A 25,461-nucleotide genomic window follows, 5' to 3' on the forward strand; every position below is an offset into this window, starting at 1 on the left:
TCTCCAGTCATACGATCACAAAGTCCTGGACGGATGGATCCTAGTGGGAAATCCGAGCCCTCAACTCCGTGATCGGCCGCACCGGGGTCGGGTCGACGCCGTAACCCAGCGCGAGATAGGTGCTCGCGAAATCCGCCAGCCCGATCAGCGAGGCCAGCCGCTCCAGCGGATGGTCGCCGTCGGACGCCAGCTCGGTGACCCGCACGTCGCGATCCTGCGCGACCCGTAGGACCGCCTCCCTCGTGCTGGTCACCCGGGGGTGCTCCTCCATGTCGCGCAGCAGCACCAGCCGGAGCGTCCGTGAGGAGGTGTCGGCGAAGATGTCGCGCTCGGCCAGCGGCCCGTCGAGCACCGCCACCTGGTTGTGGCCTGCCTCGGGCAGCTCGCCGGCCATCGCGGGATATTTGGCGTTCTCGTTGAGCCGGTGGGCGAAACGGGTGGCCGCCGCGGTGGCCAGCGGGGACGAGCCCCAGATCATCGGCACGGATTCGGCCAGGTCCATCGCCAGCGCCTTGCCGGGGTTGATGAACGAGTCGCTGGACGGCCGGCAGCGGTGCGCGATGTCTTCGAGCGTCCTGGCCACCCGCTCGTAGACCGTCGGCTCGGCCCGCACCAGCCTCAGCGAGGCGGCGGCCACCACCAGCGGGGTCGTCACGAGCCACAGGTCGGCCCTGGGCCGGCGGCCGGTGGGGATCGCCACATGGAGCGAGGACGACTGGACCGCCACCGCCTCCAGGGCAGACCCCGCGGGCCCGACCGCGAGGAGTGTGCAGCCGCGCCGCACCGCCTCGGCCGCCATGGCGAGCGTCTCTCCGGTCTCTCCGGACCAGGAGACGGCGATCACCAGGTCGGTGGCGCCCACCCAGCCGGGGAGCTGGTAGGAGCGCACCGTGACCACGGGGATCGGAGCGCCGGGCCCGCACACCGCGGCCAGGATGTCGCCCGCGAGGGCGGAGCCCCCCATGCCCGCGACCACGACCGCTCTCGGCCGCACGTTCGCGGAGAGGCGGTCGACGCCGGACTCGACCGCGCACCGATAGCCGGTGCGGACCTGGGCGGCGGAGTCGGCGACCGCGCGGAGCATGCCGCCGGGGTCGCCCTCGGTGAGGTGATGCGTGTCGTCGAGCCGCTCGGGCTCCCAGGTCACGGCTTCCTGGCCTCGTCGACGAGCAGGACGGGGATGTCGTCACGGACGGGATAGACCAGGCCGCAGCCGGTGCAGGCCAGCTCCTCGGCCTCGCCTTCGGCGCGGAGCGGCGCCTTGCACGCCGGGCACGCCAGGATCTCCAGCAGCCAGTCGTCGATCTTCACTGTTGAACCTCTCTCAGCAGGTCGAGGACCTCGTCCCGGACCGCCGTCATCGTGGTCTCGTCGGCCGCTTCGGCATTGAGCCTGAGCAGCGGCTCGGTGTTGGACGCGCGCAGGTTGAACCACCAGCCGTCGCCGCTCACGGTGAGCCCGTCGAGCTCGTCGGCCTCGCCCCGGCCGCCGAACGCCGAGCGCACGCGGCGCACGGCCGCGTCCTGGTCGGCGACCGTGCTGTTGATCTCGCCCGAGGCGTGGTAGCGGGAGTAGGCGGACACCACCCGCGACAACGGGTCGGGCTGCTCGCCGAGCGCCGCCAGCACGTGCAGCGCGGCCAGCATGCCGGAGTCGGCGAACCAGAAGTCGCGGAAGTAGTAATGAGCGGAGTGTTCGCCGCCGAAGACGGCCCCGGTGCGGGCCATCTCGGCCTTGATGAAGGAGTGGCCGACGCGGGTGCGGACCGGGTCGCCGCCGTGCTCGCGGACGATCTCCGGCACGCCGCGCGAGGTGATCAGGTTGTGGATGACCGTCGCGCCGGGGTGTTTGGCCAGCTCACGCACCGCCACCAGGGCCGTGATCGCGGACGGCGAGACGGACTCGCCGCGCTCGTCGACCACCCAGCACCGGTCGGCGTCGCCGTCGAAGGCCAGGCCGATGTCGGCGCCTTCCGCCACCACGGCCCGCTGCAGATCGACCAGGTTGGCCGCCTCCAGCGGGTTGGCGTCGTGGTTGGGGAAGGAGCCGTCGAGCTCGAAGTAGAGCGGGGTGAGGTCGATCGGCAGCCCGGCGAGGACCTCGGGGACGGTGTGGCCGCCCATGCCGTTGCCGGCGTCGACCACGACCTTGAGCCGCCTGATGCCCGACAGGTCGACGAGCGTGCGCAGGTGGTCGGCGTAGCCCGGCAGCAGGTCCTTCTCGATCAGCGACCCGGTGGGCGTGGCCGTGACGCCGACCAGCTCGGCCGCCCGGTCGCGGATCTCGGTGAGCCCGGTGTCGCCGCCGATCGGCACCGCGCCCGCGCGGCACATCTTCATCCCGTTGTACTGCGCGGGATTGTGGCTGGCCGTGAACATCACGCCCGGCAACCCCAGGCTGCCGCTGGCGTAGTAGAGCAGGTCGGTGGAGCCCAGCCCGGCGTGCACCACGTCGGCGCCGCGGGAACGGGCGCCCCGGACGAACGCGTCGGCCAGCACCGGGGACGACTCGCGCATGTCGTGGGCGAGGACCATCGACCGGGCGCCGGTCACCTCGACGAACGCCGCCCCCACGGCCTCGGCCACCGGCTCGTCGAACTCGTCGGGCACCAGGCCACGAACGTCATACGCCTTGAAGATCCTGGCGAGATCGCCCATCCAGCTCCGCCCCTAGGTCGTCACTCCGGCTAGAGCCGAGCCTACCGGTCGCGGTGCTGCTGGGCCGACCTCAGAACACGCAGGTGTCCGCGCCGCCCGACCTCGACTCCCTGGCCGACTGGCTCCCCCACGCCGGATCCGCTGGGCCTGGCCGCCTCCCTGACCGCGTTGGCCAGCGCTTCGAGATCGTCGGTGCTCGGTGTGGCGCCGTCGGTGGGCAGACGCACCACCTCCCAGCCGCGGGGGGCGGTGAGCCGCTCGGCGTGTTCGGCGCACAGGTCATAACAGTGCGGCTCGGCGTACGTCGCCAGAGGGCCGAGAACTGCGGTCGAATCGGCGTATACGTACGTGAGCGTGAAGACGGCAGGCTGACTGCAGGCGGTGCGGGAACAGCGGCGGACGGGGCTCACGGAGGGACCGTATCTGGTAAGGGGGCGGGACGCCACTATCTGAGCGCTCTTAAAAGGCGTGTCGCCACAATTCGGACAGCTGTCGCAGCCTTTCCACCTACATGCACCGATGCCGGTGTTCTTCGCCGGGGGCGGCTTACACTTGCCGTGTGACTAGCAAGCGCGGTCCTCGACGGCGCGACAGGCACGGCCGCGGCCTGCGCGGCCCGATCGCCCCTTCCTACGTTCCCATGGCCCGTGCCCGCAGCGAGCGCTTCGACGACCTGGTGCTCGACGCGGTCGACCGGCTCAGGCCGAAGTGGGGCAGGCAGCTGTCGTCGGTGGAGTTCGCGGTGGAGGAGGTGCCGCCGCTCAGCGAGCTGGGCGACGGGCCCGGCTTCGGCGCCGACCCGATCCCGCTCGGCCGCGCCGACACGGCCAGGGGGCAGGACCCGGCGTCCATCGTCCTCTACCGGCGCCCGCTGGAGGCCCGCGCCCGCGACCGCGACACGCTGGGCGCCCTCGTCCACGACACCGTGGTGGAGCAGGTCGCCTCCCTCCTCGGCCTGTCCCCCGAGACCGTCGACCCGGGCTACGACGAACGCCGCTGACAGCCGCGGCAGGTCAGGGGAGGACCGCACGGGGAGTGTCGGTGAGCGGCCGGAGCACGGTCCAGAGCCGGGCGGGGGCCAGGGGCTGAGCCGTGATCAGGAGACCGCTCCTGAGCCGCTCCTCCATCACCCGCCCCCCGTACACCCGTCCCGACACCGGCGTGACCACCACCGCGTACGCGCCCTCGCCCTTCAGCCGCACGTTCCTGGTCCGGTCCGCCGGCACCGCCACGTCGATCGGCGCGGGCGGTTCGCCGCTCTCCGGCACCACCTGCACCCGCACCTCCCCCGCGGCGCCCGGCGCGGTCAGCACCAGCCGGGAGCCGGCGCCGTTGGCGGCCACCGCGCTGCCCAGGTCGAGAGAGGGCGTGCCGGCGGTGAACGCCACGTCCGGCTGCCGCCCCGTACCCGTGATCACCACGCCCGCCACCACCGGCGCCGTCGAGGTGAGCACCAGGGCGGCCGACTCGCCGCCGATGCCGGTGGTCACGTCGAGCGGCAGCACGCTGCCCGCCGGCACGTCGACGGACTCCTTGCCGCGCATCGCGTACGCGGCGCCCTCGGTCACGGCCTTGATCGTCACGGTCGCGTCGGTCTCGCCGGGCGCGGCAACCAGCAGCTCACGACGCCCGCCGCCGCCGGGGACCGCGGGCACCACGACCTCGGTGGCCGGGGCCGCGGCCGGGGGCAGCCAGTCGACGCCGCCGGTCTCCAGCACCGCCCTGGCAGAGACCGCCAGCCTCCCGGTGAACGTCTTCACGCTGACCGCCATCACGTCGGCCGCGTCGGCCAGCGTGCGGAGGTCGATCTGGCGGTGCTCGCCGGGCTTGATCTCCAGCCCGAGGCCCCTTTCGCCGGAGACGGGCCCCTCCGCCGCGTACACCTCGACGTCGGCGAAGGCGGGCGCCTTGTCGGCGTTGACCAGGTGCAACGTGACGCGGGCGCGGGCGGGTCCCGGCCCGACGAGCCAGCTCTCGGCGGCGGGCTCGGCGCACCGCACCCCGGCCAGCCCGCGCCCGGTGCCGCTGGTCGTCCGCGTGATGTAGCCGGCCTCCAGTCCGCCCGGCCCGCTCACCGTGTACGGTTCCGCGTCCCTCATCGGCTCCCGTGACAGCGTCCCGGGCAGGTAGACGCTGACGTCCTCGCCTCGTGTGGCGGGACAGGCCGCGGTCGCCGCCTCCACCGCCACCTTCCTCGGCTGCGCCTCCACCGGCCGCTCCGCCGCCGGCCTGGTCACGTACGCGACCCCGTACAGACCGGCGAGCACCCCCACCACCAGCAAGATCAGCCCGAACCGCCCGGCCGCGAACCTCCTCATACCCCACCCCCCAGCCGAGACCGACCGACCACCCACCGGGGGCCCACGACGCGCGCTCTCATCGGGCGCCTGCCAGGACCGGGGACGGGTGGGAGGGTTCGGGGTCGGTGGCGGGGTCGCGGCGGCCGGGTGCGGCCAGCAGCAGCACGGCGAGGACCATCGCGCCCTGGAGCCACAGCCACGGGGTGTGCAGGAAGTGCGCGGGCGGAGGCTGGACGGGGGTGACCGTCTCGGCCACCCGCCACAGCCCGCCCGCTTCCGACAGGCTCATCCGCTGCAGCGACGGCTGCGAGTCCAGCGTCTCGGCCAGTCCGGCCGGCACCGGCGGGGCGATGGCGACCATGGCCACGCCCTGCTGGGCGAGCGTGGCGGCGTCCGTGCCGCCGCGCCCGCCGACGAGCCCTTCCGCGGCGGTGCGGACACGTGCGCGGGCCTCGGGGTCGGCGGGCAGTTCCGCCTCGCCGAGGAGCGGGGCCCGGCCGGGCAGCAAGGTGAACTCCGAACCGTTGACGAGCAGGATCCGCTCTCCGGGCCGCGCGTGGATCGCGGCCAGCGGGGGCGTCGGGTCGGGCACGTCCGATCGGAGCGGCCCGCGTACCCCCTGGACGACCCAGTGACCGGCGGCGAGCAGCGGCGCGCTGATCGCCACGGCGGCCACCAGCACCGCCGCCATCCGGCGCACCCCGCCTGCCGCACCCAGCGCGGCGAGGCCCGGCGCGCTCAGGCCCGCGAGCACGATCAGCGCGGCGGCGGCCAGTGCCAGCGGCACGCCGGGCCAGGCCGTCGCGCCCGACACGGTGATCCGGGCGATCACGACCGCCACCAGCATCGCGAACAGGGCGGCCGCCCACCCGGCGGCCACCGCCCGCCGCCGCCTGCGGGCGAGCAGGGCGGCGAGCCCCGCGGCGACCAGCCCGGCGGTCACCCAGAACGGCGGCACGCCGGGCCCGCCCGGGTTGAGCGCCAGCAGGGACTCCGGCCCGAGCCGGGCGTCGCTCAGCGCCGGGCCGTGCAGCCCGGCCTCCAGCAGGAGCCGGCCCGGGTCCAGCGCCTGGTCCACCAGCCACGGCAGCAGCAGGGCGACCGGCACGGCCAGCGCGATGCCCGCCGAGGTCAGGACGCCGGGCCGCGCCCCGCGCAGCAGCCAGGCCGCCGCCCCGCCCAGCACGGCGACCAGCACGTAGACGAGCGGCACGAACGCGGTCCCGACGGCCAGCAGCAGACCGAGCCCCCAGGCGGCGCGGCGCGACCGGCGCGGGTCCCCGAACAGCAGGTGCCCGCCGAGCACCGCGTAAGCGGGCAACAGCACATGCACCACCGCCGTACCCAGCCGCCCGGCCGCGACCGCACCGGTCACGACAGGCAGCAACGCGTACGTCGCCGCAACCCACACCCGAACCGCCACCCCGGTACGAGTGACCGCCCCTTCACCCCACCCGGCCGCGGAATCGGCGGCCCGGCCGGCCGCCCCGGTAGCGGTGGCCCGGCCCGCACGCCGCCCCGCCGGAGAAGCGGCAGCCGAACCCTCATCCTGAGCCCCCGACCCGGTATCGACGGCAGCTCCACGCCGCCCCCGCCGCCGCCTGCCCGGCTCGGCACCCGCAGGGCGGCCAGCGGCCGAAGTGACGTCCAGGGTCGAGGAGAGGCCCCGGCGCGAAGACCCGCTCGCGGCCAGAGCCCGGTCGGAAGGCGAGGCGAGATCAAAACCCGAAGAACCCTCCGCAGCCGGGGAGCGGCCAGAGGATGAGATGAAATCCGGACCCGAAGAACCGTCCCCAGCCGGAGAGCGACCCGAGGACGAGGCGAAATCCGGACCCGAAGAACCGTCCCCAGCCGGAGAGCGACCCGAGGACGAGGCGAAATCCGGACCCGAAGAACCGTCCCCGACCGGGGAACGACCCCAGGGCGAGACGGGATCACGACCCGAAGAACCGTCCGCGACCGGGGACCGACCCGAGGACGAGAGGGGATCACGACCCGAGAAAGCATCCGCGACCGCCGAGCGACCCGAGGACGAGAAGGGATCACGACCTGAAGGACCGTCCGCGGCCGGAGAGCGGTCGGACGGGGGGTGTTTTGAGCGGCGGAGGAACGGGGGGCGGCCGGTTGGGTGGTTCGGGCGGCGGAGGAATGGGGGGAGGTCAGGGAGGGTGGTCAGGCGGCGGGTGGCGAGGTACGCGGACGCCCCCGCCAGGGGCACCGCGCCGAGGAGCAGCGCCGACACCACCGGACCCGTCTGCCCGAAGGCAGGCAGGGACAGCGCCGCCAGCACCGCCACGTACGGCGGCGCCCAGCCGGCGGAGCCGCCGGTGTAGAAGGCCCAGAGGTCGGCCGCGCTCCCGGTCACCGGGACGAGCGCCCCGCCGCCGAGCCGGTCTCCGCCCAGCAGGGAGCGCGAGGCCACCAGCGTGACCAGGGTGAGCGCCAGCACGAGCAGCACCCCCGGCCGGCCGAGGAAGCGCTTGACCGCGCCGCGGTCCTCCGGCGGGAGCTCGTCGGGGTCCTCCGGCTTGCCGGGGGCGGCGGCGTGGTGGTGCCGGCCGGCGGACTCGACCGGCCGGTCGCCGCTCAGGAAGCCGCGCACCATGTCGACCAGCCGCCGCAGCCCCGACCCTCTGGGCGTGAGCAGCAAGCGGACTCGCGCGTACCCCTTCTTGCGCCCCGCCCGCCTGGCCCGCCGCGCCCGCAGCAGCCGCAGCGGGTGGATGAGGATGGACCCGAGCGCGACCAGCTCGTCCAGCGCGTTCGCGGGCTGCTTGCCCACCAGGAACAGCGACGTCCGTACGAACGAGCCGAGCACGTTCCTGACCAGCGCCCACAGCATGGTGCGGAACGGCAGGTTCGCCATGACGACGAAGATCGCGTTGCGCCGGTCCAGGCGGCGCGGGTGGTCGCCGCTGACCGTGATGCGCCGCCGCCTGCGTGCCGCCGCCTCGGCGTGCCAGGCGACGGCGTCGGTGACGGCCAGCACGCGGTGGCCCGCGTTCCGTACCCGCCAGCACAGGTCGAGGTCGTCGCGGAAGAGCGGGAAGAACGGGTCGAGCCCGCCGGCCGCCTCCCACACGTCGCGGCGGATCAGCATCCCGGCGGTGGACACCGACAGCGCCTCGCGGGTGCCGTCGTGCTGCCCCTGGTCGAACTCGTGCGGCTCCAGGCCGGTGTCCCTGCGGCCGGTGAGCCCGACGGTCACGCCGATCTCCAGCAGCCGCCGCCGGTCCAGCCAGTCGCGCAGCTTCGGACCCAGCACGGCGGCCTTGCGGTCCTGGCCGGCGGCGTACAGCAGCGCCTCCAGAGCCCGCCAGTCGGGGGCGCAGTCGTCGTGCAGCAGCCAGACCCACTCGTCCTCGACGGCGGGCAGGTCGCTCAGCGCCTCGGCCACGGCCTCGCCGAAGCCCGTGGACCGGGGCAGCCTGCGCACGTTGCCGGGGCCGAGCGCCTCCGTCAGCAGGTCGGCCGAGCCGTCGCGGCTGCCGTTGTCGACACCGACCACGCGGTCCGGGCGCCGGCTCTGGCCCAGCAGGCCACGCAGGGTCTCCCCGAGCCAGCGGGCCCCGTCGTGGGAGACGACGACCACGGTGACATAGGGACGGGACATCAGGCTCCAAGGGGCGGATGATCGGCGGCGCTTACCCTACAGGCCGAACCGGGTCATCCACATGAAAAAGGGGTCACACGGGAACTCCCGTGTGACCCCTCCGTCCACATATCGCTAAACGGCCTCGCGCTTGATCCTTCTGCGCTCCCGCTCGGACAACCCACCCCAGATGCCGAAGCGCTCGTCGTGCTCAAGTGCGTATTCCAAGCACTCGGCACGAACCTCGCACGATCGGCACACCTTCTTGGCTTCTCTGGTGGAGCCGCCCTTTTCCGGGAAGAACGCCTCCGGATCAGTCTGCGCGCAGAGCGCGCGCTCCTGCCAGCCCAGTTCTTCAGCGTCAAGCTGATCTTGTGCGATGACCAAGTCGGTCACTGCACACCTCCCTGCCGCCCGCCCGCAATGGAGCCCCCCATGGAACGCCTTCCTTATTACCCACCCACTGGAAGGCGTAACAACATGGTTGTAATTACACGCGTGTGCTGTACGTGACGTCAAGCGGCATGCCGGTATCCGGGGAAAGACCTGGTCTCGCCCCGGTCCAGCTCGCGTGTGTGGTTCGCGCCCGAATTGCGCCGTTCTGATGCGGCGTGGACGGGCGTGTTCAACGCTGTCAGCGGTCGGAACCGTATCAGGGCGGGATAGAGCTCCGCCCTTCAGCCACCTCTTCTCTAGCAGTCCTTTGCGGGTCCCTTACCTGCGGGGCTCGTTGGGGGTGTATATCGCCGTCGGGTCGATCGGGTCGTCCCCGCGGTAGGAGTTCGGGTCGAGCCTGACCGTCGAGTCCGCCGGCTGGCCGCCGCTCCAGCCCGCGGGCGCCTGGTGGGTCGGCTGGTAGGCCTGCGGCTCGTACGGGTTCGGCTGGCCGGGCTGGTGCTGGCCCTGCTGCGGCGCCTGGTGCTGGGGCTGGGGCTGGTGGGCCTGCTGCTGGGGCGGCTGCTGCGGGTGGCCGAACGGGTCGTCGTACGGGTTCGGCTGGCTGGTGTAGTCCGGCACGCGCAGGTCGGGCTGGGTGCCGATGATGCCTGACTGGTACGTCTCCGCCTGCTGGTAGGCGTCGAGCAGCTGCTGCGAGCGCGGGTCCACGGGCGGGTCGGGCTCCTGGGGGGACCCGAACTCGTGGCCGGAGTACCCCGTGAACGGCTGGCCGCCCTGCTGCGGGGACTGCTGGTCGAACGCCGGCGGCTGGTCGTAGTAGGGCTGCTGGGCCTGGTCGGCCTGGGGGTAGGGGACGCTCGGCGCGGTCTCGCCCGAGGAGTAGGGCTGGCCGAACCCGCCGGACTGGCCCGCCGAGGGCTGGCTGTCCGCCTGCGGCGTGTACGGGGCGTACGCGTTGGGCTGGCTGTCGGCGGGGGCGTACGGGTTCGGCTGGGCGTAGACGTCGGGCTGGCTCTCGGCCGGGGCGTACGGGTTGGGCGGGGGGTACGCGTTGGGCTGGCTGTCGGCGGGCACGTACGGGGCGGGCTGGTACTCCTGGGACTTGAACCCGGCGTCCGGCGAGGTCTCACCGGAGGTGTACGCGGCCTGCTGGGCCTGGGGGGCGTAGGGGTCCTGGGCGTGGGCGGGCGTGGCGTACGGGTCCTGTCCCTGGCCGGGCGGCACGTACTGCTCCTGCGACTGCGCGGGCGGCGCCGCGTACGGGTCCTGGGCCTGCGGCGCGAACTGGTCCGGCGCCTGCGCGGGCGGCGCGTACTGGTCCTGGACGGGCGGAGTCGCGTACGCGCCCTGAGGGGGCGGGGCGTACTGGTCCTGCGCGGGCGGGGCGAACTCCTGCGCGGGCGGAGTCGCGTACGCGCCCTGGGCGGGCGCGGCGTACTGGTCCTGGACGGAGGGGGCGTAGGCGTCCTGGGCGGGCGGAGCGTACTGGTCCTGGACGGGTGGGGCGTAGGCGTCCTGAGCGGGCGGAGCGTACTGGTCCTGGACGGGCGGGACGTAGGCGTCCTGAGCGGGCGGAGCGTACTGATCCTGGACAGGCGGGACGTAGGCGTCCTGAGCGGGCGGAGCGTACTGGTCCTGGACGGGCGCGGCGTACTGGTCCTGGGCCGGGGCCTGTTGGGGGAAGGCCGGCTCGTGGTTCTGGTCGCGGTCCGCGGGGGCGGCCGGGAGCGCGGCCCTCGGCTGCTGGGACGGGGGCTGCGGCTGGTAGGCCTCCTGCCCCTGCTGCGCGAATCCGGGAACGCCCTGGGACGGAGGCTGCTGGGCGTACTCCTGCGACGGAGGCTGGGGAGCGTATTCCTGGGGCGGCGGCTGGGGGGCGTACTCCTGGGGCGGCGGCTGCTGGGCGAACCCCGGCATCGGCTGGCCCTGCGAAGGCGGCTGCTGGCCGTAGCCCGGCATCGGCTGGCCCTGGGACGGAGGCTGCTGGCCGTACCCCTGCTGCTGGCCGAAGTCGGGCTGCTGCCCGTACCCCTGCTGGCCGAAGCCCTGCGGGCCGTACCCCGGCGGGAAGCCCTGCGGGTAGCCGGTGGGCTTGCGCTCGGGCAGGACCTGGGGCAGCAGGTAGACCAGCGCGATGACGGTCAGCGCGAGATGGGGCGCGCCGCCGAGCACGAACTCCACGGTGGAGCGCGCGCCCCGGTCCGCGAACAGCCCCAGCAGCAGCGACAGCGCGCCGAACAGGGTGGCCAGCCCCAGGAACGCCGCGGCGCCGTACGCCGCGATCTTGGCCTTGGGCGAGGGCGGGCCGACCTTGGTGAGCAGCAGCACCGCGCCGAGCAGCAGCGCGGTCACCACGGGGCTGGTCAGGCCCCCGAAGTACGTGGCGGCGCGCTCGGTGATCGTGAAGCTGTCGGACGAGCCGATGAAGATCCGGCCGAGCGTGACCAGGATGTCCAGACCGCCGGCGGCCAGCATGATCCAGGCGGCCGGCTCTCTCAACCGGGCGACGTCAAGCTTGTTCACAACTACCCCCATCAGACCCTTTAGCCCGAAGGGAGTTTGCCATATCGTGGCAAAGACCGCTTCGATCACAGGTCGCGCGTTGGTCTCAATGCGCGCCCTTCCTCCCGCTTGCCCCGGCTCAGGGGAAGGGACAAAAGGGCACGATGCAAGACTGACCGCATGCACATCGTGTCCCTCGCCGGCGGCATCGGCGGCGCCCGTTTCCTGCGCGGGCTGCGCGCCACCGCCCCGGACGACCAGATCACCGTGATCGGCAACACCGGTGACGACATCACCCTGTTCGGCCTGCGGGTCTGCCCCGATCTCGACACCGTCATGTACACCCTGGGCGGCGGCATCAACGAGGAACAGGGCTGGGGCCGCCTGGACGAGACCCACGTGGTCAAGGAGGAGCTGGCCGCGTACGGGGTCGAACCGCAGTGGTTCGGGCTGGGCGACCGCGACTTCGCCACCCACATCGTGCGCTCCCAGATGCTGGAGGCCGGCTTCCCGCTTTCCCAGATCACCCAGGCCCTCTGCACCCGCTGGCAGCCGGGGGTGCGGCTGCTGCCGATGACCGACGACCGGTGCGAGACGCACGTGGTCATCTCCGACGAGCGGGGCAGGCGCGCCGTCCACTTCCAGGAGTGGTGGGTCCGGCTGCGCGCCTCGGTCCCGGCGGAGTCGTTCGCGCTGGTCGGCGTCGACGCCGCCAAGCCCGCGCCGGGCGTGCTGGAGGCCATCGCCGAGGCCGACCTGGTGATCCTGCCGCCGTCCAACCCGGTGGTCAGCATCGGGACGATCCTCCAGGTCCCGGGCATCCGCGAGGCGCTGCTGGCGAAGACCGTGGTGGGCGTCTCGCCCATCATCGGCGGCGCCCCGGTGCGCGGCATGGCCGACGCCTGCCTGACGGCGATCGGGGTGGAGACCAGCGCCCAGGCGGTGCTGGAGCTGTACGGCGCCGAGCTGGTCGACGGCTGGCTGGTGGCACCCGAGGACTCCGGGGTGGAGCTGGAAGGCGTCCGGGTGGCGGCCCGTCCCCTTCTCATGACCGACCAGGACGCGGCGGCCGCCATCGCCCGCGCCGCCCTCGACCTCGCGCAGGAGCTCTCCCGATGACCGCTGACCCCACCCTCTCCGCGGCCGAGCGGCTGGAGGTGTTCGGCGTGCCCGGCCTCGGCGAGGTGCGCCCCGGAGACGACCTGGCCGCCCTGCTGGCGGACGCGGACGTGCGTGACGGCGACATCGTCGTGGTCACGTCCAAGATCGTGAGCAAGGCGGAGGGCCGCGTCCGCGAGGCCCCCGACCGGGCCAAGGCCATCGAGGACGAGACCGTCCGGGTGGTCGCCAGGCGCGGCGACACGGTGATCTCGCAGACCCGCCACGGCTTCGTCATGGCCGCCGCCGGGGTCGACGCGTCCAACACCGCCGCCGGCACCGTCCTGCTGCTCCCCGAGGACCCCGACGCCTCGGCGCGCCGGATCAGGGCCGGTCTGGGCCGCCGCGTCGGAGTGATCGTCTCCGACACGTTCGGCCGGCCGTGGCGGAACGGGCTGACCGACGTGGCCATCGGCGTGGCAGGGATGCTCCCGCTGGCCGACTTCCGCGGCGGCGCCGACACCCACGGCAACCCGCTCAGCGCCACCGTGACGGCCCTGGCCGACGAGATCGCCGCCGCGGCCGAGCTGGTCAAGGGCAAGCTCGACGGCGTCCCCGTGGCAATCGTGCGCGGGCTGTCGCACCTGGTGACCGAGGACGACGGCCCAGGGGTCCGGCCGCTGGTGCGGCCCGCCGACGAGGACATGTTCCGGTACGGGTCACGCGACGTGGTCTTCGCCCGCCGGACGATCAGGGCGTTCGCCGACCGGCCGGTGGATCCGCAGGCGGTGCGGCGGGCCGTGGCGGCGGGCATCGCCGCCCCCGCGCCGCACCACACGACGCCGTGGCGGTTCGTGCTGGTGGAGTCGGCGGAGACCCGGGTGCGGCTGCTCGACGCCATGCGGGAGGCGTGGATCGCCGACCTGCGCGGCGACGGGTTCACCGAGGAGTCGATCGCCAAGCGGATCAGGCGCGGCGACGTGCTGCGCGACGCGCCCTACCTGGTGGTCCCGTGCCTGGTGATGGAGGGCTCGCACACGTACCGCGACGAGCGGCGCAACGCGGCGGAGCGGGAGATGTTCGTGGTGGCGACGGGCGCCGGGGTGCAGAACTTCCTGGTCCAGCTCGCCGTCGAGGGGCTGGGCTCGGCGTGGGTGTCGTCGACCATGTTCTGCCGCCCGGTGGTGCGTGAGGTGCTCGACCTGCCGGAGGCGTGGGACCCGATGGGATGCGTCGCGGTGGGCCACGCCGCCGCTCCCCCGCGCGACCGGGCGCCGCGCGACGCCGCGGACTTCACGGTGACGCGTTGATCCGGCGCGGCAGGGGTCACGTATCTCTCACTGACTGGCTTTCTCATGAATAGTCACGAATCGGTTCACTGTTAGGAAACTTTCCTTTACATTGGGCGCACCCCCCAAGGTAAAGGAGCCACTCGATGCGAAGGATGCTCACAGTACTGTCGGTGGCGGCGCTCGCCTCCGCCACCACGGTCGTCTCCGCCGCCCCCGCCCTGGCCCACGGGTACGTGAACGCGCCGCCCAGCCGGCAGGCCCACTGCGCGCAGGGCCGGGTCTCCGGCTGCGGCGACATCATCTACGAGCCGCAGAGCGTGGAAGGCCAGAAGGGCCAGCGCAACTGCCACGGCGGCGTCGCCCGCTTCGCCCAGCTCAGCGACGAGAGCAAGAACTGGCCCGTCACCTCGGTCGGCACCACGGTCAACTTCAACTGGACGCTGACCGCCCGCCACGCCACCAGCACCTGGGAGTACTACATCGGCGCCAACCGCGTCGCCGTGTTCAACGACGGCGGCCGGCAGCCCGCCGCCCAGGTCAGCCACACCGTGAACCTGTCGGGCTACAGCGGCAAGCAGAAGGTGCTGGCCATCTGGAACATCGCCGACACCCCCATGGCCTTCTACGCCTGCATCGACCTGCAGATCGGCGGCGGCGGCAACCCCACCCCGACTCCGACACCCACCCCCACGCCCACCACTCCGACCCCGACCCCGACGCCCACCTCGAACCCGGGCGGCACCTGGAAGGCCGGCACCGCGTACGCGGTCGGCTCCACCGTGACCTACGGCGGCGCCACCTACCGCTGCATCCAGGCGCACACCGCCCTCACCGGCTGGGAGCCGCCGAACGTGCCCGCACTCTGGCAGCGCGTCTGACGATCCCGTGAGCCGAAGGGGGCGCCCCGCACGGCGCCCCCTTCTTCACGCCCCCGGCTTGCAGGTGGGGTGGCAGAGGCGGCGGGCCAGGGCGGCGAGGAAGACGTCGATGATCTCGCCGGGCTGCTGGGCCACGTGCAGCGAGCCGTTGGTGGCGGCGGTGATGGCCGTCAGGCCGTCGCGGTCCACGTCGTCGCCGAAGGCGATGACGATGATCTGCACCGGCCGGTCCGGCTTCCACTCCCCGCGCAGCCGATCCAGCAGGGCCTGCCGCTTGACGCCGCGGCCGTCGTCCTTCCCGGCGGTGATCACCAGGAGCGTGTTGTTCATCTCCTCGCGGTACTCGCCGCCGACCTCGCGGAAGCCGCCGAGTATCGCGTCGTAGAGCGAGCTGTCGCGGTCGGGGTCGGCCTTCATGGTGGTGGTCAGCCGGTTCAGCTCGCCGCGCCGGACGAGCTGGCCGGACTCCGGCTCGTTGATCGGCCCCAGGCCGACCCGCTCGCGGTAGCCGTGCAGGCCGCCGGCCCGGTGCGCGAACTCCCACAGCCCCATGTGCGTGGACTCGGGGAAGAGCTGGAGCCCGATCCTGGCCGCCTCCAGCGCGACCTCGGCCTTGGTTGTGCCCTTCAGCTTCTCCGCCATGTGCCTGGAGGTGTCGGTCAGCACGAGGATGTTCGTCGGCGGGGCGAGCCTGCTCCACGCCCGCAGCGCCTCGTCGATGTCCTCGGGCGACACCGACGGGCGCACCTTCGGCGTCGCCTGCGGGATCTCCGGGCCCGGCGAGATCGGCCCGTGCGCGCCGTCCCCCGACCTGAACCCCGCCCGGCGCACGATCTCCTGCGCCTCGGCGTCCGCCAGCCAACCGGCGAACGCCTTGGACGCCTCGGCCACGGCCGGGTCGGTGGCGGTCACCACGTACGGGTAGTCGAGCGTGATCGTGCCCTCGCGCGGGTGCAGCGCGACCACCGGGTCGTCCGACGGGGCGCGGTTGTGGTGCCACACCGACTGCTCGGGCACGATCACGACCGGCCGCTGCCAGAACGTGCGGTCGTCCACGGCGGTCAGCATGCTCCGGTAGTCGGGCGCCGAACCGGCCTGCGCCCACCGGACGAAAGCGGTCAGCGCCTTGTCCGCCTCCGGGCCCGTACCGACCACGTCGCGGGCGGCGGCGACGGTGGCGATGCCGGCGCCCGCCAGCGACGGGTCGGGCACGCGGACGACGTCGGGCTCGTTCTCCGTGGGCGCGAGCCGGCCCCGGGCGGTGGCCGGGAACACCATCCGCCAGTTCATCTCCGTCTTGCCGATGGCGAACCGCTCGGCGAGCGACGAACGGGTGGCGAACACCAGCGGCGAGGTGGCCACCACGGTCTCGCCGCCCGGCAGCGCGCCGGCCCCCTGGTCGCGGGCGAGCCGGATCCAGGCGGACGAGTCGGCCACCCACCCGTCCGGCCGCTCGCGCAGCACGCCCACCTTGTCGCCGATGAGCGTGCGTAAGACCGTGGCCGGAGGCTGCTCGGTCACCTGGACGAGCACGCACCGGCCGCCGGCCGTGGTGCTGGTCTCGTTGAACCGCCCGGCCGCCTCCATGACGGCGGGGGCCACGTCCACCGCGGCCGCCACGTCGACCAGAACAGGCTCTCGCGTGGCGCACACGGCCGCGCCGCCGCCGAACACCAGGACGATCGCCGCCGCGAGCACGGCCACCACGGTCGTGCCCGCCAGCACGCCGCGCCACAGCGCCCGGCTCCGCCTCTGCTGGGGGGACAGCGCGGCGCGGTGTCGGCCCAAACGCACGGTGAAACCTCTCTCCGAAGGGGGTGCCGATGCTCCCAGTGCCTCCCAGAGCGGACGCCAGTCTAACTAGAACTGGTTATATCTACGCCAGGGGCAGCACCCTGCGCACGCTCTGGCACACGCCGTCGCTGGCCGCGGCGGCGGCCAGCCGCTCCGCGCTGGGCACGCCGTACTCGGTGGTGCGCTGGCGGACCGGCCGCCCGGTCACCTCCACCATGGCCCGCAGCTCGCTGATGGTCTTGTACGAGCCGTTCTCCGACCCGGCCATCCGGCTGATGGTCTCCTCCATGAGGGTGCCGCCCAGGTCGTTCACGCCGCCCTGGAGCACCTGGCGGCACAGGTCGTCCCTGAGCTTGACCCAGGAGCACTGGATGTTGCGGATCGCGCCGTGCAGCAGGATCCTGGCCAGCGCGTGCACGGCGCGGTTCTCCTGCGCGGTGGGGCCGGGCCTGGCCACGCCCGCCAGATAGATGGGCGCGCTGGTGTGCACGAACGGCAGCAGCACGAACTCGGAGAAGCCGCCGGTCTCCTCCTGCAGCCGCCTGATCAGCTTGATGTGCCGCACCCAGTGCAGGTGGTTGTCCACGTGCCCGTACATCATCGTGGCGGTGGTCGGGATGCCGACCCGGTGGGCCGTCGTGACGACGTCGATCCACTCGGCGGCGGGCAGCTTGCCCTTGGTGAGCACCCAGCGCACGTCGTCGTCGAGGATCTCGGCGGCGGTCCCGGGCAGCGAGTCGACCCCGGCCTCGCGGGCGCCGTGCAGCCACTCCTCGACGGACAGGTTCGCCCGGCTGGCGCCGTTGATCACTTCCATCGGAGAGAAGGCGTGCACGTGCATGTCCGGTGTGCGCGCCTTGACCGCCCTGGCGATGTCGAAGTACGCGGTGCCGGGCAGGTCGGGGTGGATGCCGCCCTGCATGCACACCTCGGTGGCGCCCGCCTGCCAGCCCTCCTCCGCCCGGTCGGCCACCTGCTCCAGGCTGAGCGTGTACGCGTCGGCGTCCGTCCTGCGCTGGGCGAAGGCGCAGAAGCGGCAGCCGGTGTAGCAGACGTTGGTGAAGTTGATGTTCCTGTTGACCACGTACGTCACGTCGTCGCCGGCCGCCTCCCTGCGCAGCGCGTCGGCGATCCCGGCCAGCTCGTCCAGCGCCTCGCCGTCGGCCGACAGCAGCGCCACGGCCTCGTCGTCGGTGAGCCCGGCGGGGTCGCTCGCGGCCCTGCCCAGCGCCTTCCTGATCTCGGCGGGCGTCCCGCCGCCGCCGGTCGCGGTGGGGAGGCGGTCGCGCAGGGCCTCCCAGTCGCCGTACACGTGGTCGAAGTCGTCCCGCCGGTCGTGGGTGCGGCCCGTGGTGTCGACCTCGACGTGCAGGTCCACCCGCCCGCCTGGGGCGAACCCGCCGTCGGGCTCCTGCCAGGGCAGTCCCTCCGGGATCGCGCCCTCCCTGGCCAGCCCGGTCTCCGGCTCCGCCAGCGCGGCCACGTGCGCCGCCAGCCGCGGGTCCAGCCACGGCTCGCCCGCCCGGACGTACTCGGGATAGATCGTCAGCCTCTCCCTGAGCCGGAACCCCGACTCGGCGGTACGCGTCGCCAGCTCGTCGATCTGCGGCCACGGCCGCTCCGGGTTCACGTGGTCCGGGGTCAGCGGCGACACGCCGCCCCAGTCGTCGATCCCGGCCCGGATCATGAGCGCGTACTCGGCGTCGACCAGGTTCGGCGGCGCCTGGACGCGTGCCTTCGGCCCGAGGACGAGCCGGGTCACGGCGATGGTGGCGGCCAGCTCCTCCAGGTCGGCGTCCGGCAGCCCGCGCATCGCCGTGTCCGGCTTGGCGCGGAAGTTCTGCACGATGACCTCCTGGACGCCGCCGTACTCGCGGGCCACCCGGCGGATCGCGAAGATCGACTCGGCCCGGTCCTCGATCGTCTCCCCGATGCCGATGAGGATGCCGGTGGTGAACGGCACGTTGCTGCGCCCCGCGTCCTCCAGCACCCGCAGCCGCACCGCCGGGTCCTTGTCCGGCGACCCGTAGTGGGGCTGCCCCTTCTCCTCGAACAGGCGCCGCGACGTGGTCTCCAGCATCATGCCCATGGACGGGGACACTGGCTTGAGCCGCTGCAGGTCACGCCAGCTCAGCACGCCCGGGTTGAGGTGCGGCAGCAGCCCGGTCTCCTCCAGCACCCTGATCGCCATCGCGCGCACGTACGAGAGCGTGTCGTCGTAGCCGTGCGCGTCGAGCCACTCGCGGGCCTGGTGCCAGCGGTCCTCCGGCCGGTCGCCCAGCGTGAACAGCGCCTCCTTGCAACCCAGCGCGGCGCCCTGCCGGGCGATCTCCAGCACCTCGTCGGGGGACAGGAACGGCGACGGCAGCTTGTGCGGGGCGGTGGCGAACGTGCAGTAGCCGCAGCGATCCCGGCACAACCTGGTCAGGGGGATGAACACCTTACGGCTGTAGGTGATGGTCCCGGCACGGCCGACGGCCTCCAGGCCCGCGTCCCGTACCCGGGAGGCGTGCCCGAGCAGGGCGTCGAGATGCTCACCCCGCGCGTGCAGCAGCACGACGGCCTCGGTGAGGTCGAGCGCCTTGCCGTCACGGGCGCGGGCGAGAGCGCGGCGAAGGGCCGAATCACTGACAACGGTCATAGGCAGACCTTACTCAGAGGAACTTCGCAAAGCGGACGCCCGGTACCGCAGAACCGCGGTCAGAACGACCGGTAGTCCCTGGCGGCCATCCGGGGGCCGCGGGCCGGCGGGCGGCGGCCGGTCAGCGTGATGAACAGACCGGCCCGGTGGCGATGGCCGAGATACGGCTCCAGCAGGCGCAGCATGCCCGGGTCGTCGGTCTTCTCCCCCGTCAGCGCGTACCCCACGATCTTGGCGAGGTGGAAGTCGCCGACGCTGATCGCGTCGGGGTCGCCGAAGACCCGCTGGCGCACCTCCGCCGACGTCCACACCCCGATGCCCGGCAGCGCCCGCAGCAGCCGGTCCAGCTCCTCGCTGGTGGCCGCCGCCTCCAGCTTGGCGGCGTGCCAGGCGGCGGTCGCGATCGTCTTCGCGCGCACGGTCTCCGCGCCCGACCGGTGCCAGTGCCAGGCCGGGATCTCGCGCCACACCGACGGCTCCGGCGCCACCCGCATGCCCTCCGGGGCCGGCCCCGGCGCGGGCTCGCCGTAGCGACCCAGCAGCCACCGCCACGCCCGCCAGGCCTCCTGGCCGACGACCTTCTGCTCCAGCACCGCGGGCACCAGGGCCTCCATGACCCGCCCCGTCCTGCCGATCCGCAACCCCGCGTGCCTGCGCACCGCCTCGCGCAGGATCTCGTGCCTGGCCTCGAACCCGGAGACGTCGTCGTCGGCGCCGAGCAGCGCCGGCAGCCCGTCGAGCATCCACTCGGCCCCCGGCCCCCAGGCCTGCCCGCGCACCTGCCCGCCCGCCACCGACACCCGCAGCGTGGCGATCCCTCCGGGAGTGCGGCAGGTGCGCCAGATCGCGCCGTCGGGCGTCTGCCGCCAGGCCGGATCACCGCCGCCCCGCTTGTGCGCCGCCAGCGCCAGGCCCACGTCCAGCGGCCCGTCCGGAACCCAGCTACGCTCCCTCACCCGTCCAGTCTGCCGTGCCCCCGCAGCTCAGCGCACCAGCACGAAGGCGTACGGCCGGTCACTCGTCGCTGGAGTAGCGGATCGCGCGCTCCGGCAGCTCCACCCCGGGCCAGACGCGCACCCCGGCCAGCAGCTCGTTGCCCGGCCCCACGACCGCGCCGTCGCCGATCACCGCGTCGCGCACCACCGCGCCGCCGCGCACCCGCGCGCCCCGGCCCAGGACCGAGTCGGTGACGACGGCGCCGGGCTCCACCACGGACTCCTCGCACAGCACCGAGCCGGTCACCGTGGCGCCCGCGCCGACCACCGCGCCTTCGCAGACGGACGTGCCGCCCTGCACCTTGGCCTCCGGCGACACCGACGAGCCAGGCAGCGCCAGGAACTCGCCCGTGGCCCCCGGCATCGCGGGCGACTCCAGCCGGCCGAGCACCAGGTCACGCGAGCCCTGCACGAACGCGGCCGGCGTGCCGACGTCCAGCCAGTAGGTGCGGGTGGCGTAACCGAGCACGGGCCGCCCCGACTCGATCAGGGCGGGGAACGTCTCGCGCTCCACCGACACCACCTCGTCGCGCGGGATCTCGTCGATGACCGACCGGGTGAACACGTAACAGCCGGCGTTGATCCGGTTGGTCACCGGGTTGGGCGTCTTCTCCAGGAACGCCGTCACCCGCCCCTCGTCGTCGGTGGGCACGCAACCGAACCGGGCCGGATCTTCCACCTCCGTCAAATGGAGCGTTACAGCGGCCTGGCGCGCCAGGTGGAGGCGCACCTGCTCGCCGATGTCGTGACCCGACAGAATGTCGCCGTTGAGCACCAGGACCGGATCGGACGGCCCCGAGCCGAGCGCCTGGGCCGCGTTGCGGATCGCGCCGCCGGTGCCGAGCGGGGTCTCCTCCGTCATGTACTCCAGGGAGAGCCCCAGCGCCGACCCGTCGCCGAAGACCGGCTCGAACATCGCCGCCTTGTAAGACGTCGCGAAGACGATCCGGCGCACCCCGAACGCGCGGGCGCGCGCCAGCTGGTGGGCCAGGAACGGCACCCCCGCCGTCGGCAGCAGCGGCTTCGGCGTGCCGAGAGTCAACGGGTGCAGGCGCGTGCCACGGCCTCCGACCAGGAGTATCGCCTCGAGGTCTGGCAAAGAGCTGCTCTCCATAGTTGTGGGAGGTTACCGAACTATTCCGTCGCGCGTTGGAAGGCGCACAGGTGTGCCTCGGCCGAAGCTTCCCAGGTGAACTCGCGTGCCCTCCGCAGCCCCGCCTCGCTGAGCCGCCGCCTCCTGTCGGGCGAGGCCAGCAGGTCGGCGAGCCCCGCGGCGATGCTGCCGGCGTCGGGCTCGGTGTAGGCGACGGCGTCGCCGCCGACCTCCGGCAGTGACGTGCGGTGGGTGGTGAGCACCGGGGCGCCGCAGGCCATCGCCTCCAGCACCGGGAGCCCGAACCCCTCGCCCCGCGACGGGAACGCCACCACGAGCGCGCCGCCGAGGAACCCCGCCAGGTCGGGCGCGCCCAGGAAGCCCGGCCGCACCACCTTGACCGTGGCCTCCACCTCGCGGCAGGCCGCGTCGACGTCGTCCTCGTGCACGCCGCCGCCGAGCACCAGGGCCGGCGGCGTCTCCAGGTCCTTGACCGCCGTGGCGAAGCCGCGGATCAGGTTGGGCACGTTCTTGCGCGGCTCCAGCGCGCCCAGGAACGCGACGTACGGCTGCCCGTGCAGCCCGCACCGGCTGGCCGCCCGCCGGGTCTCCTCCTCGGAGGGCGGGTGGAACTGGCTCTGGTCGACCCCGTGGTAGGCGACGTCGATGCGGGTCGGGTCGGCGTGGAGGACGCGCACGAGCTCGTCCCTGGTCGCCTTGGACGGCACGATCACCCGGTTGGCGTGGCGCACGGCGGTGCGGGTCGCGGAGCGGAAGAACGAGGCCTTGGCCGGGCTGTACTGCTCGGGCTCGGTGAACCAGGTGACGTCGTGCACCGTCACCACGGTCGGCAGGCCCGAGCGGAGCGGGATGGAGTAGTAGGGGGCGTGGATCACGTCGGCCCCGGCCTGGCGGGCGAGCAGCGGCAGGCCGGTCTGCTCCCAGGTGAGCCTGGCCGCGCGATTCGTGATCGAGACGGGACCGGGGAGGACGCGCGCGGACGGGGCGAGGCGTCTGTAGCGGGCGGCGTCGGCCCGCTGGCAGACCACCGCCAGGTCGGCGCCCGCCCGGTCGAGCGCCGCCACCAAGCCGTCGACATATCTGATCAGTGCGCCGCGGTCGGCGGGAACCGCCGCCGCGTCGACGAGCACTCGAGGCATTACGTGATCTTCTCCCCTCAAGATCAACGTGGGACCCGGCGGCCCCCCTCTTCTTCCACCTTATGACCAGCGTCCCCCAAAACGTGCGCCAAATCACACGGAGGAACGCCGCGCTGACAATCCGGCCACACCGGCGCAGATCAGGTCACCCAGCACGATCACCACGCGGGAGCTGAGCGCGACCGCGATGGCTGGCCCGGCCGGCATCACCGGCGCCAGCGCAGCCACCATGGCCACCTCCCTGACTCCCGCCCCTGCGGGCACCACGAACGTCATGATGCCCAGGCACCACGACAGCGCGAACGCCCCGACGGCGAAGACCACCCCGCCCTGCGGGGCGACGAAGTAGAGGTGGATCCCGTAACAGGCCCAGCCCGCGAACGCCCAGCCGAGCGCGGCGAGCATCCCCTTACGGGTGAGCGGCCGCTCCAGCGGCGGCCGCTTCAGCCTGCGCAGCCCGTAGCCGATCACCGCGTTGATCACCTTGGGCTCCAGCAGCACGAGCAGCGCCGGCACCAGGAGCAGCAGCCATCCGAACCGGTCCCAGCCCAGCGTGGCGAACGCCACCAGCAGCCCGCTGGCGAGCTGGACCGGCATCATCAGGAAGAACGCCGCCGCGCTCCTGGCCCGCGGCACCCCGAGGTCGCGGCCCATCTCCATCTGCGCGAGCATCGGCCAGACGGCTCCCGGGATGTACTTGCCGAGCTGGCCCACGAAGAACACCTTGGCCGCGCTCCGTACGGGAAGCCGCGACCCCAGGTCGGCCAGCAGCGTCCGCCACGTCAGCATCGCGCCCAGCAGCGCCGCCACCACGGCGGCCAGCGAGGCTCCGACCATGCCCGGCGTCAGCTGCCGGAACCCGGCGGCGACCTCCTCCCACCGCGACGCCACCGCCCAGGCCCCGAACCCGAGCGCCACGACGAGGAACCCGCCCCGCACGGCCGTCCGCCACCCCCACCGCCTGGAGGGCACGGCACGCGGCTCTCCGCCGGACGGAAGGGACGGCGACGCCTCGGACCGGGGGACGTCCGTCACAGCGGCCGGACCCGTTCGGGGGGCTGCGGGAGCGCGGGGCCCGCGGGCGGGCGCGGGGTCTTGGTCGCGACCCAGAGGTACGTGGGAACGAGGGGAAGCAGCAGCCGGAGCGCCGCCCGGGGGGTGCGGGCCAGGAGAGCGCGCGCCACGCGGCCCGGGACGCCGGAGAACAGCTCGCCGCCCGCGAACCGCTCCGGCGTCGCGAGCACGGGGAACGTGTAGTCCCACACGTGGAAGGCGCGCAGCATCCTGCGCAGCCCGCGCCGGGTGCGGAACCGCTCGTAGTAGTGGTCGGCCCGCCCGGACGCGCGCACGTAGCGGTCGGCGAGCGAGGGCGGCAGGTAGGACAGGAACGGCAGCTTGTAGTGCGGCTCCATGACGCCCAGCCGGTTGCCCAGCCCGAGGTAGAGCACGCCCTCGTCGGAGAGCACCCGGCGCATCTCGGCGACCACCGCGTCGGGGTCGACCACGTGCTCGTAGATGTGGTTGAACACCAGCACGTCGATCGACCCGTCGGGGAACGGCAGCGCCGTGCCGTCGCCGCAGACGAACGCCACCCGCTCGCCGAACCGGTCGGCCGCCCTGCGCAGCCCGGGCACGTCGATGTCGACGCCGAGCGTGTGCTTGGCCCCCGCCGCGGCCAGCTCGTCGGCGATGAACCCGGCCGAGCAGCCGACGTCGCCCACGGTCAGCCCGCCGAGCGGCCCGTGGAAGTGCTCCAGCACCGCGATGATCTTCGCGGCCTTGCGCCGGCGCTTCTCCTCGTCGAGCATCGCCGCCTGGAACTCGGAGTAGGCCAGCTGCGCGACCCGTTGCTTCCCCACGACGCCCAACAGTACCCGCGCCCGCCGCGACCATCAGTCGATCCGGCTTTGGTACCGTGCCCGCCAGTGCGAACCACCAATAAGCGGGTGCTCTATGGCTTTTCTGGACATGATCCGCGGCGAATTCATCGACATCATCGAATGGCTCGACGACAGCCGTGACACGATCGTGTGGCGCTTCCCCCGGCACGACAACGAGATCAAGATGGGCGCCAAGCTGGTGGTCCGGGAGTCCCAGGTGGCGGTGTTCGTCAACGAGGGCCACATCGCCGACGCGTTCCCGCCCGGCACGTTCACGCTGCAGACGCGCAACCTGCCCGTCCTGTCCACGCTCAAGGGCTGGAAGTACGGCTTCGACTCGCCGTTCAAGGCCGAGGTGTACTTCGTCAGCACCCGGCGGTTCACCGACTTCAAGTGGGGCACGCAGAACCCGATCATGCTGCGCGACCCGGAGTTCGGCCCGGTGCGGCTGCGGGCGTTCGGCTCCTACTCGGTCCAGGTCACCGAGCCGATGAGCCTGCTGCGCGAACTGGCAGGCACCGACCAGCGCTTCCGCACCGAGGAGGTCGAGGGCTACCTGCGGCAGACGATCGTCGGCCGGCTGGCGGGCGCGCTCGGCGCGGCGCAGGTGCCGGTGCTGGACCTGGCCGCCGACCAGCACGCCATGGGACAGAAGCTGGCCGACATCCTCTCCGCCGACCTGTCCACCGTGGGGCTGTCGATCCCGAACTTCTCCTTCGAGAACATCTCGTTCCCGCCCGAGGTGGAGAAGGCGCTGGACAAGCGCACCCAGATGGGCCTGGCCGGCGACCTGGGCCAGTACACGAGGTTCCAGGCGGCCAACGCGCTGGAGAACGCGGGCGGCGCCGGCGAGGGCATGGGCCTCGGCATGGGCATCGCGGCCGGCCAGCAGATGGCGGCCTCTCTGAGCCAGCCCGCCCAGCAGCCGCCGCCGCTCCCCCAGCGGCACCAGTGGTTCCTCGGCGTCGGCGGCGAGCGGCGCGGCCCGTTCGACGAGGCCGGACTGGCCGCCGCCGGGCTCACCCCCGACGCGCTGGTGTGGCGGGCCGGCATGGCCCAGTGGGCGCCCGCCCGCGACGTCCCCGAACTGGCCGCCCTGCTGCACAACACCCCGCCGCCGCTCCCGCCGTCCTGACCGGCTCCCTCGTCCTCACCGCCCCGGCGCCCCGTACGGAAAGAC

Annotated in this window: 20 protein-coding genes; 5 read left to right on the top strand and 15 right to left on the bottom strand. The window is 73.2% G+C overall.

Annotated features, from left to right (window positions below; translation table 11 throughout):
* Positions 1-40 precede the first annotated feature (40 nt).
* From ABD999_RS18825 to ABD999_RS18840, 4 genes are read right to left on the bottom strand one after another with little or no spacing between them, the layout of a single operon-like run.
* Positions 41-1,147 (bottom strand): SIS domain-containing protein, encoded by a 1,107-nt coding sequence (locus ABD999_RS18825; protein WP_271276687.1) that lies wholly within the window; start codon positions 1,145-1,147, stop codon positions 41-43.
* The gene (locus ABD999_RS18830) at positions 1,144-1,311 is read right to left on the bottom strand and encodes a Trm112 family protein (RefSeq protein ID WP_219543568.1); all 168 of its coding nucleotides are present in this window, start codon (positions 1,309-1,311) and stop codon (positions 1,144-1,146) included. Before ABD999_RS18830 ends, ABD999_RS18825 begins: the two co-directional genes overlap by 4 nt.
* Positions 1,308-2,657 (bottom strand): phosphomannomutase/phosphoglucomutase, encoded by a 1,350-nt coding sequence (locus ABD999_RS18835; protein ID WP_148034238.1) that lies wholly within the window; start codon positions 2,655-2,657, stop codon positions 1,308-1,310. Before ABD999_RS18835 ends, ABD999_RS18830 begins: the two co-directional genes overlap by 4 nt.
* Before the next feature lie 41 nt (positions 2,658-2,698).
* Positions 2,699-3,067 (bottom strand): DUF3499 domain-containing protein, encoded by a 369-nt coding sequence (locus ABD999_RS18840; protein ID WP_148034239.1) that lies wholly within the window; start codon positions 3,065-3,067, stop codon positions 2,699-2,701.
* A gap of 149 nt (positions 3,068-3,216) precedes the next feature.
* On the opposite strand from ABD999_RS18840, the gene ABD999_RS18845 reads away from it, so the two are divergent.
* The gene (locus tag ABD999_RS18845; RefSeq protein ID WP_261808834.1) at positions 3,217-3,657 is read left to right on the top strand and encodes a metallopeptidase family protein; all 441 of its coding nucleotides are present in this window, start codon (positions 3,217-3,219) and stop codon (positions 3,655-3,657) included.
* A 13-nt stretch (positions 3,658-3,670) separates the two neighbouring features.
* On the opposite strand, the gene ABD999_RS18850 is transcribed toward ABD999_RS18845, so the two are convergent.
* From ABD999_RS18850 to ABD999_RS18865, 4 genes are all read right to left on the bottom strand, one after another.
* The gene (locus ABD999_RS18850) at positions 3,671-4,975 is read right to left on the bottom strand and encodes a DUF5719 family protein (protein WP_271276686.1); all 1,305 of its coding nucleotides are present in this window, start codon (positions 4,973-4,975) and stop codon (positions 3,671-3,673) included.
* A 58-nt stretch (positions 4,976-5,033) separates the two neighbouring features.
* Positions 5,034-8,570, bottom strand: coding sequence for a glycosyltransferase (locus tag ABD999_RS18855; protein WP_345482811.1), 3,537 nt, complete (start codon positions 8,568-8,570; stop codon positions 5,034-5,036).
* A gap of 114 nt (positions 8,571-8,684) precedes the next feature.
* Complete coding sequence (locus tag ABD999_RS18860; protein ID WP_185088496.1) at positions 8,685-8,945, bottom strand: WhiB family transcriptional regulator; 261 nt, start codon at positions 8,943-8,945, stop codon at positions 8,685-8,687.
* Positions 8,946-9,263: 318 nt separating this feature from the next.
* Entirely contained in the window at positions 9,264-11,471 is a 2,208-nt protein-coding gene (locus tag ABD999_RS18865; protein ID WP_271276896.1) for a hypothetical protein, read from the bottom strand.
* Between the two features lie 159 nt (positions 11,472-11,630).
* Between ABD999_RS18865 and cofD the strand changes: the two genes are divergently transcribed.
* The 3 genes from cofD to ABD999_RS18880 all read left to right on the top strand — a co-directional run bounded on the left by cofD (position 11,631) and on the right by ABD999_RS18880 (position 14,718).
* A complete protein-coding gene (gene cofD, locus ABD999_RS18870) occupies positions 11,631-12,569 on the top strand; it encodes a 2-phospho-L-lactate transferase (protein WP_271276897.1) in 939 nt (312 codons plus the stop codon).
* On the top strand, positions 12,566-13,858 hold the full coding sequence (locus tag ABD999_RS18875; RefSeq protein ID WP_271276898.1) for a coenzyme F420-0:L-glutamate ligase: 1,293 nt from the start codon (positions 12,566-12,568) through the stop codon (positions 13,856-13,858). Before cofD ends, ABD999_RS18875 begins: the two co-directional genes overlap by 4 nt.
* Positions 13,859-13,983: 125 nt before the next feature.
* Positions 13,984-14,718, top strand: coding sequence for a lytic polysaccharide monooxygenase (locus ABD999_RS18880; protein ID WP_271276899.1), 735 nt, complete (start codon positions 13,984-13,986; stop codon positions 14,716-14,718).
* A gap of 45 nt (positions 14,719-14,763) precedes the next feature.
* On the opposite strand, the gene ABD999_RS18885 is transcribed toward ABD999_RS18880, so the two are convergent.
* The 7 genes from ABD999_RS18885 to ABD999_RS18915 all read right to left on the bottom strand — a co-directional run bounded on the left by ABD999_RS18885 (position 14,764) and on the right by ABD999_RS18915 (position 24,260).
* Positions 14,764-16,512, bottom strand: coding sequence for a substrate-binding and VWA domain-containing protein (locus ABD999_RS18885; RefSeq protein WP_271276900.1), 1,749 nt, complete (start codon positions 16,510-16,512; stop codon positions 14,764-14,766).
* 82 nt (positions 16,513-16,594) lie between these two features.
* Positions 16,595-19,153, bottom strand: a complete 2,559-nt coding sequence (locus ABD999_RS18890; protein WP_271276901.1) for a bifunctional FO biosynthesis protein CofGH — start codon at positions 19,151-19,153, stop codon at positions 16,595-16,597.
* A gap of 59 nt (positions 19,154-19,212) precedes the next feature.
* Positions 19,213-20,109: a DNA-3-methyladenine glycosylase family protein gene (locus tag ABD999_RS18895; protein WP_271276902.1), complete on the bottom strand. Its 897-nt coding sequence runs from the start codon at positions 20,107-20,109 to the stop codon at positions 19,213-19,215.
* A gap of 58 nt (positions 20,110-20,167) precedes the next feature.
* Entirely contained in the window at positions 20,168-21,247 is a 1,080-nt protein-coding gene (gene manB, locus ABD999_RS18900; protein WP_246639343.1) for a mannose-1-phosphate guanylyltransferase, read from the bottom strand.
* Between the two features lie 35 nt (positions 21,248-21,282).
* Complete coding sequence (locus ABD999_RS18905) at positions 21,283-22,401, bottom strand: glycosyltransferase family 4 protein (RefSeq protein ID WP_271276903.1); 1,119 nt, start codon at positions 22,399-22,401, stop codon at positions 21,283-21,285.
* A gap of 93 nt (positions 22,402-22,494) precedes the next feature.
* Positions 22,495-23,373: a lysylphosphatidylglycerol synthase domain-containing protein gene (locus ABD999_RS18910; RefSeq protein WP_271276904.1), complete on the bottom strand. Its 879-nt coding sequence runs from the start codon at positions 23,371-23,373 to the stop codon at positions 22,495-22,497.
* A gap of 59 nt (positions 23,374-23,432) precedes the next feature.
* Positions 23,433-24,260: a class I SAM-dependent methyltransferase gene (locus ABD999_RS18915; RefSeq protein ID WP_219543579.1), complete on the bottom strand. Its 828-nt coding sequence runs from the start codon at positions 24,258-24,260 to the stop codon at positions 23,433-23,435.
* Positions 24,261-24,369: 109 nt separating this feature from the next.
* Here ABD999_RS18915 and ABD999_RS18920 point away from each other — a divergent pair, with 109 nt between their 5' ends.
* The gene (locus tag ABD999_RS18920; protein WP_271276905.1) at positions 24,370-25,416 is read left to right on the top strand and encodes an SPFH domain-containing protein; all 1,047 of its coding nucleotides are present in this window, start codon (positions 24,370-24,372) and stop codon (positions 25,414-25,416) included.
* Positions 25,417-25,461 lie beyond the last annotated feature (45 nt).

It is taken from the genome of Nonomuraea ferruginea (assembly GCF_039540635.1).
GTDB classification, from domain to species: Bacteria; Actinomycetota; Actinomycetes; order Streptosporangiales; family Streptosporangiaceae; genus Nonomuraea; species Nonomuraea ferruginea.

Bases quoted from the DNA above. Each gene is read 5' to 3' on its own strand.
- ABD999_RS18905 (WP_271276903.1), bottom strand. From the start codon at position 22,401: ATGCCTCGAGTGCTCGTCGACGCGGCGGCGGTTCCCGCCGACCGCGGC.
- cofD (WP_271276897.1), top strand. From the start codon at position 11,631: ATGCACATCGTGTCCCTCGCCGGCGGCATCGGCGGCGCCCGTTTCCTG.
- ABD999_RS18835 (WP_148034238.1), bottom strand. From the start codon at position 2,657: ATGGGCGATCTCGCCAGGATCTTCAAGGCGTATGACGTTCGTGGCCTG.
- ABD999_RS18890 (WP_271276901.1), bottom strand. From the start codon at position 19,153: ATGACCGTTGTCAGTGATTCGGCCCTTCGCCGCGCTCTCGCCCGCGCC.
- ABD999_RS18920 (WP_271276905.1), top strand. From the start codon at position 24,370: ATGATCCGCGGCGAATTCATCGACATCATCGAATGGCTCGACGACAGC.
- ABD999_RS18880 (WP_271276899.1), top strand. From the start codon at position 13,984: ATGCGAAGGATGCTCACAGTACTGTCGGTGGCGGCGCTCGCCTCCGCC.
- ABD999_RS18850 (WP_271276686.1), bottom strand. From the start codon at position 4,975: ATGAGGAGGTTCGCGGCCGGGCGGTTCGGGCTGATCTTGCTGGTGGTG.
- ABD999_RS18875 (WP_271276898.1), top strand. From the start codon at position 12,566: ATGACCGCTGACCCCACCCTCTCCGCGGCCGAGCGGCTGGAGGTGTTC.
- ABD999_RS18855 (WP_345482811.1), bottom strand. From the start codon at position 8,570: ATGTCCCGTCCCTATGTCACCGTGGTCGTCGTCTCCCACGACGGGGCC.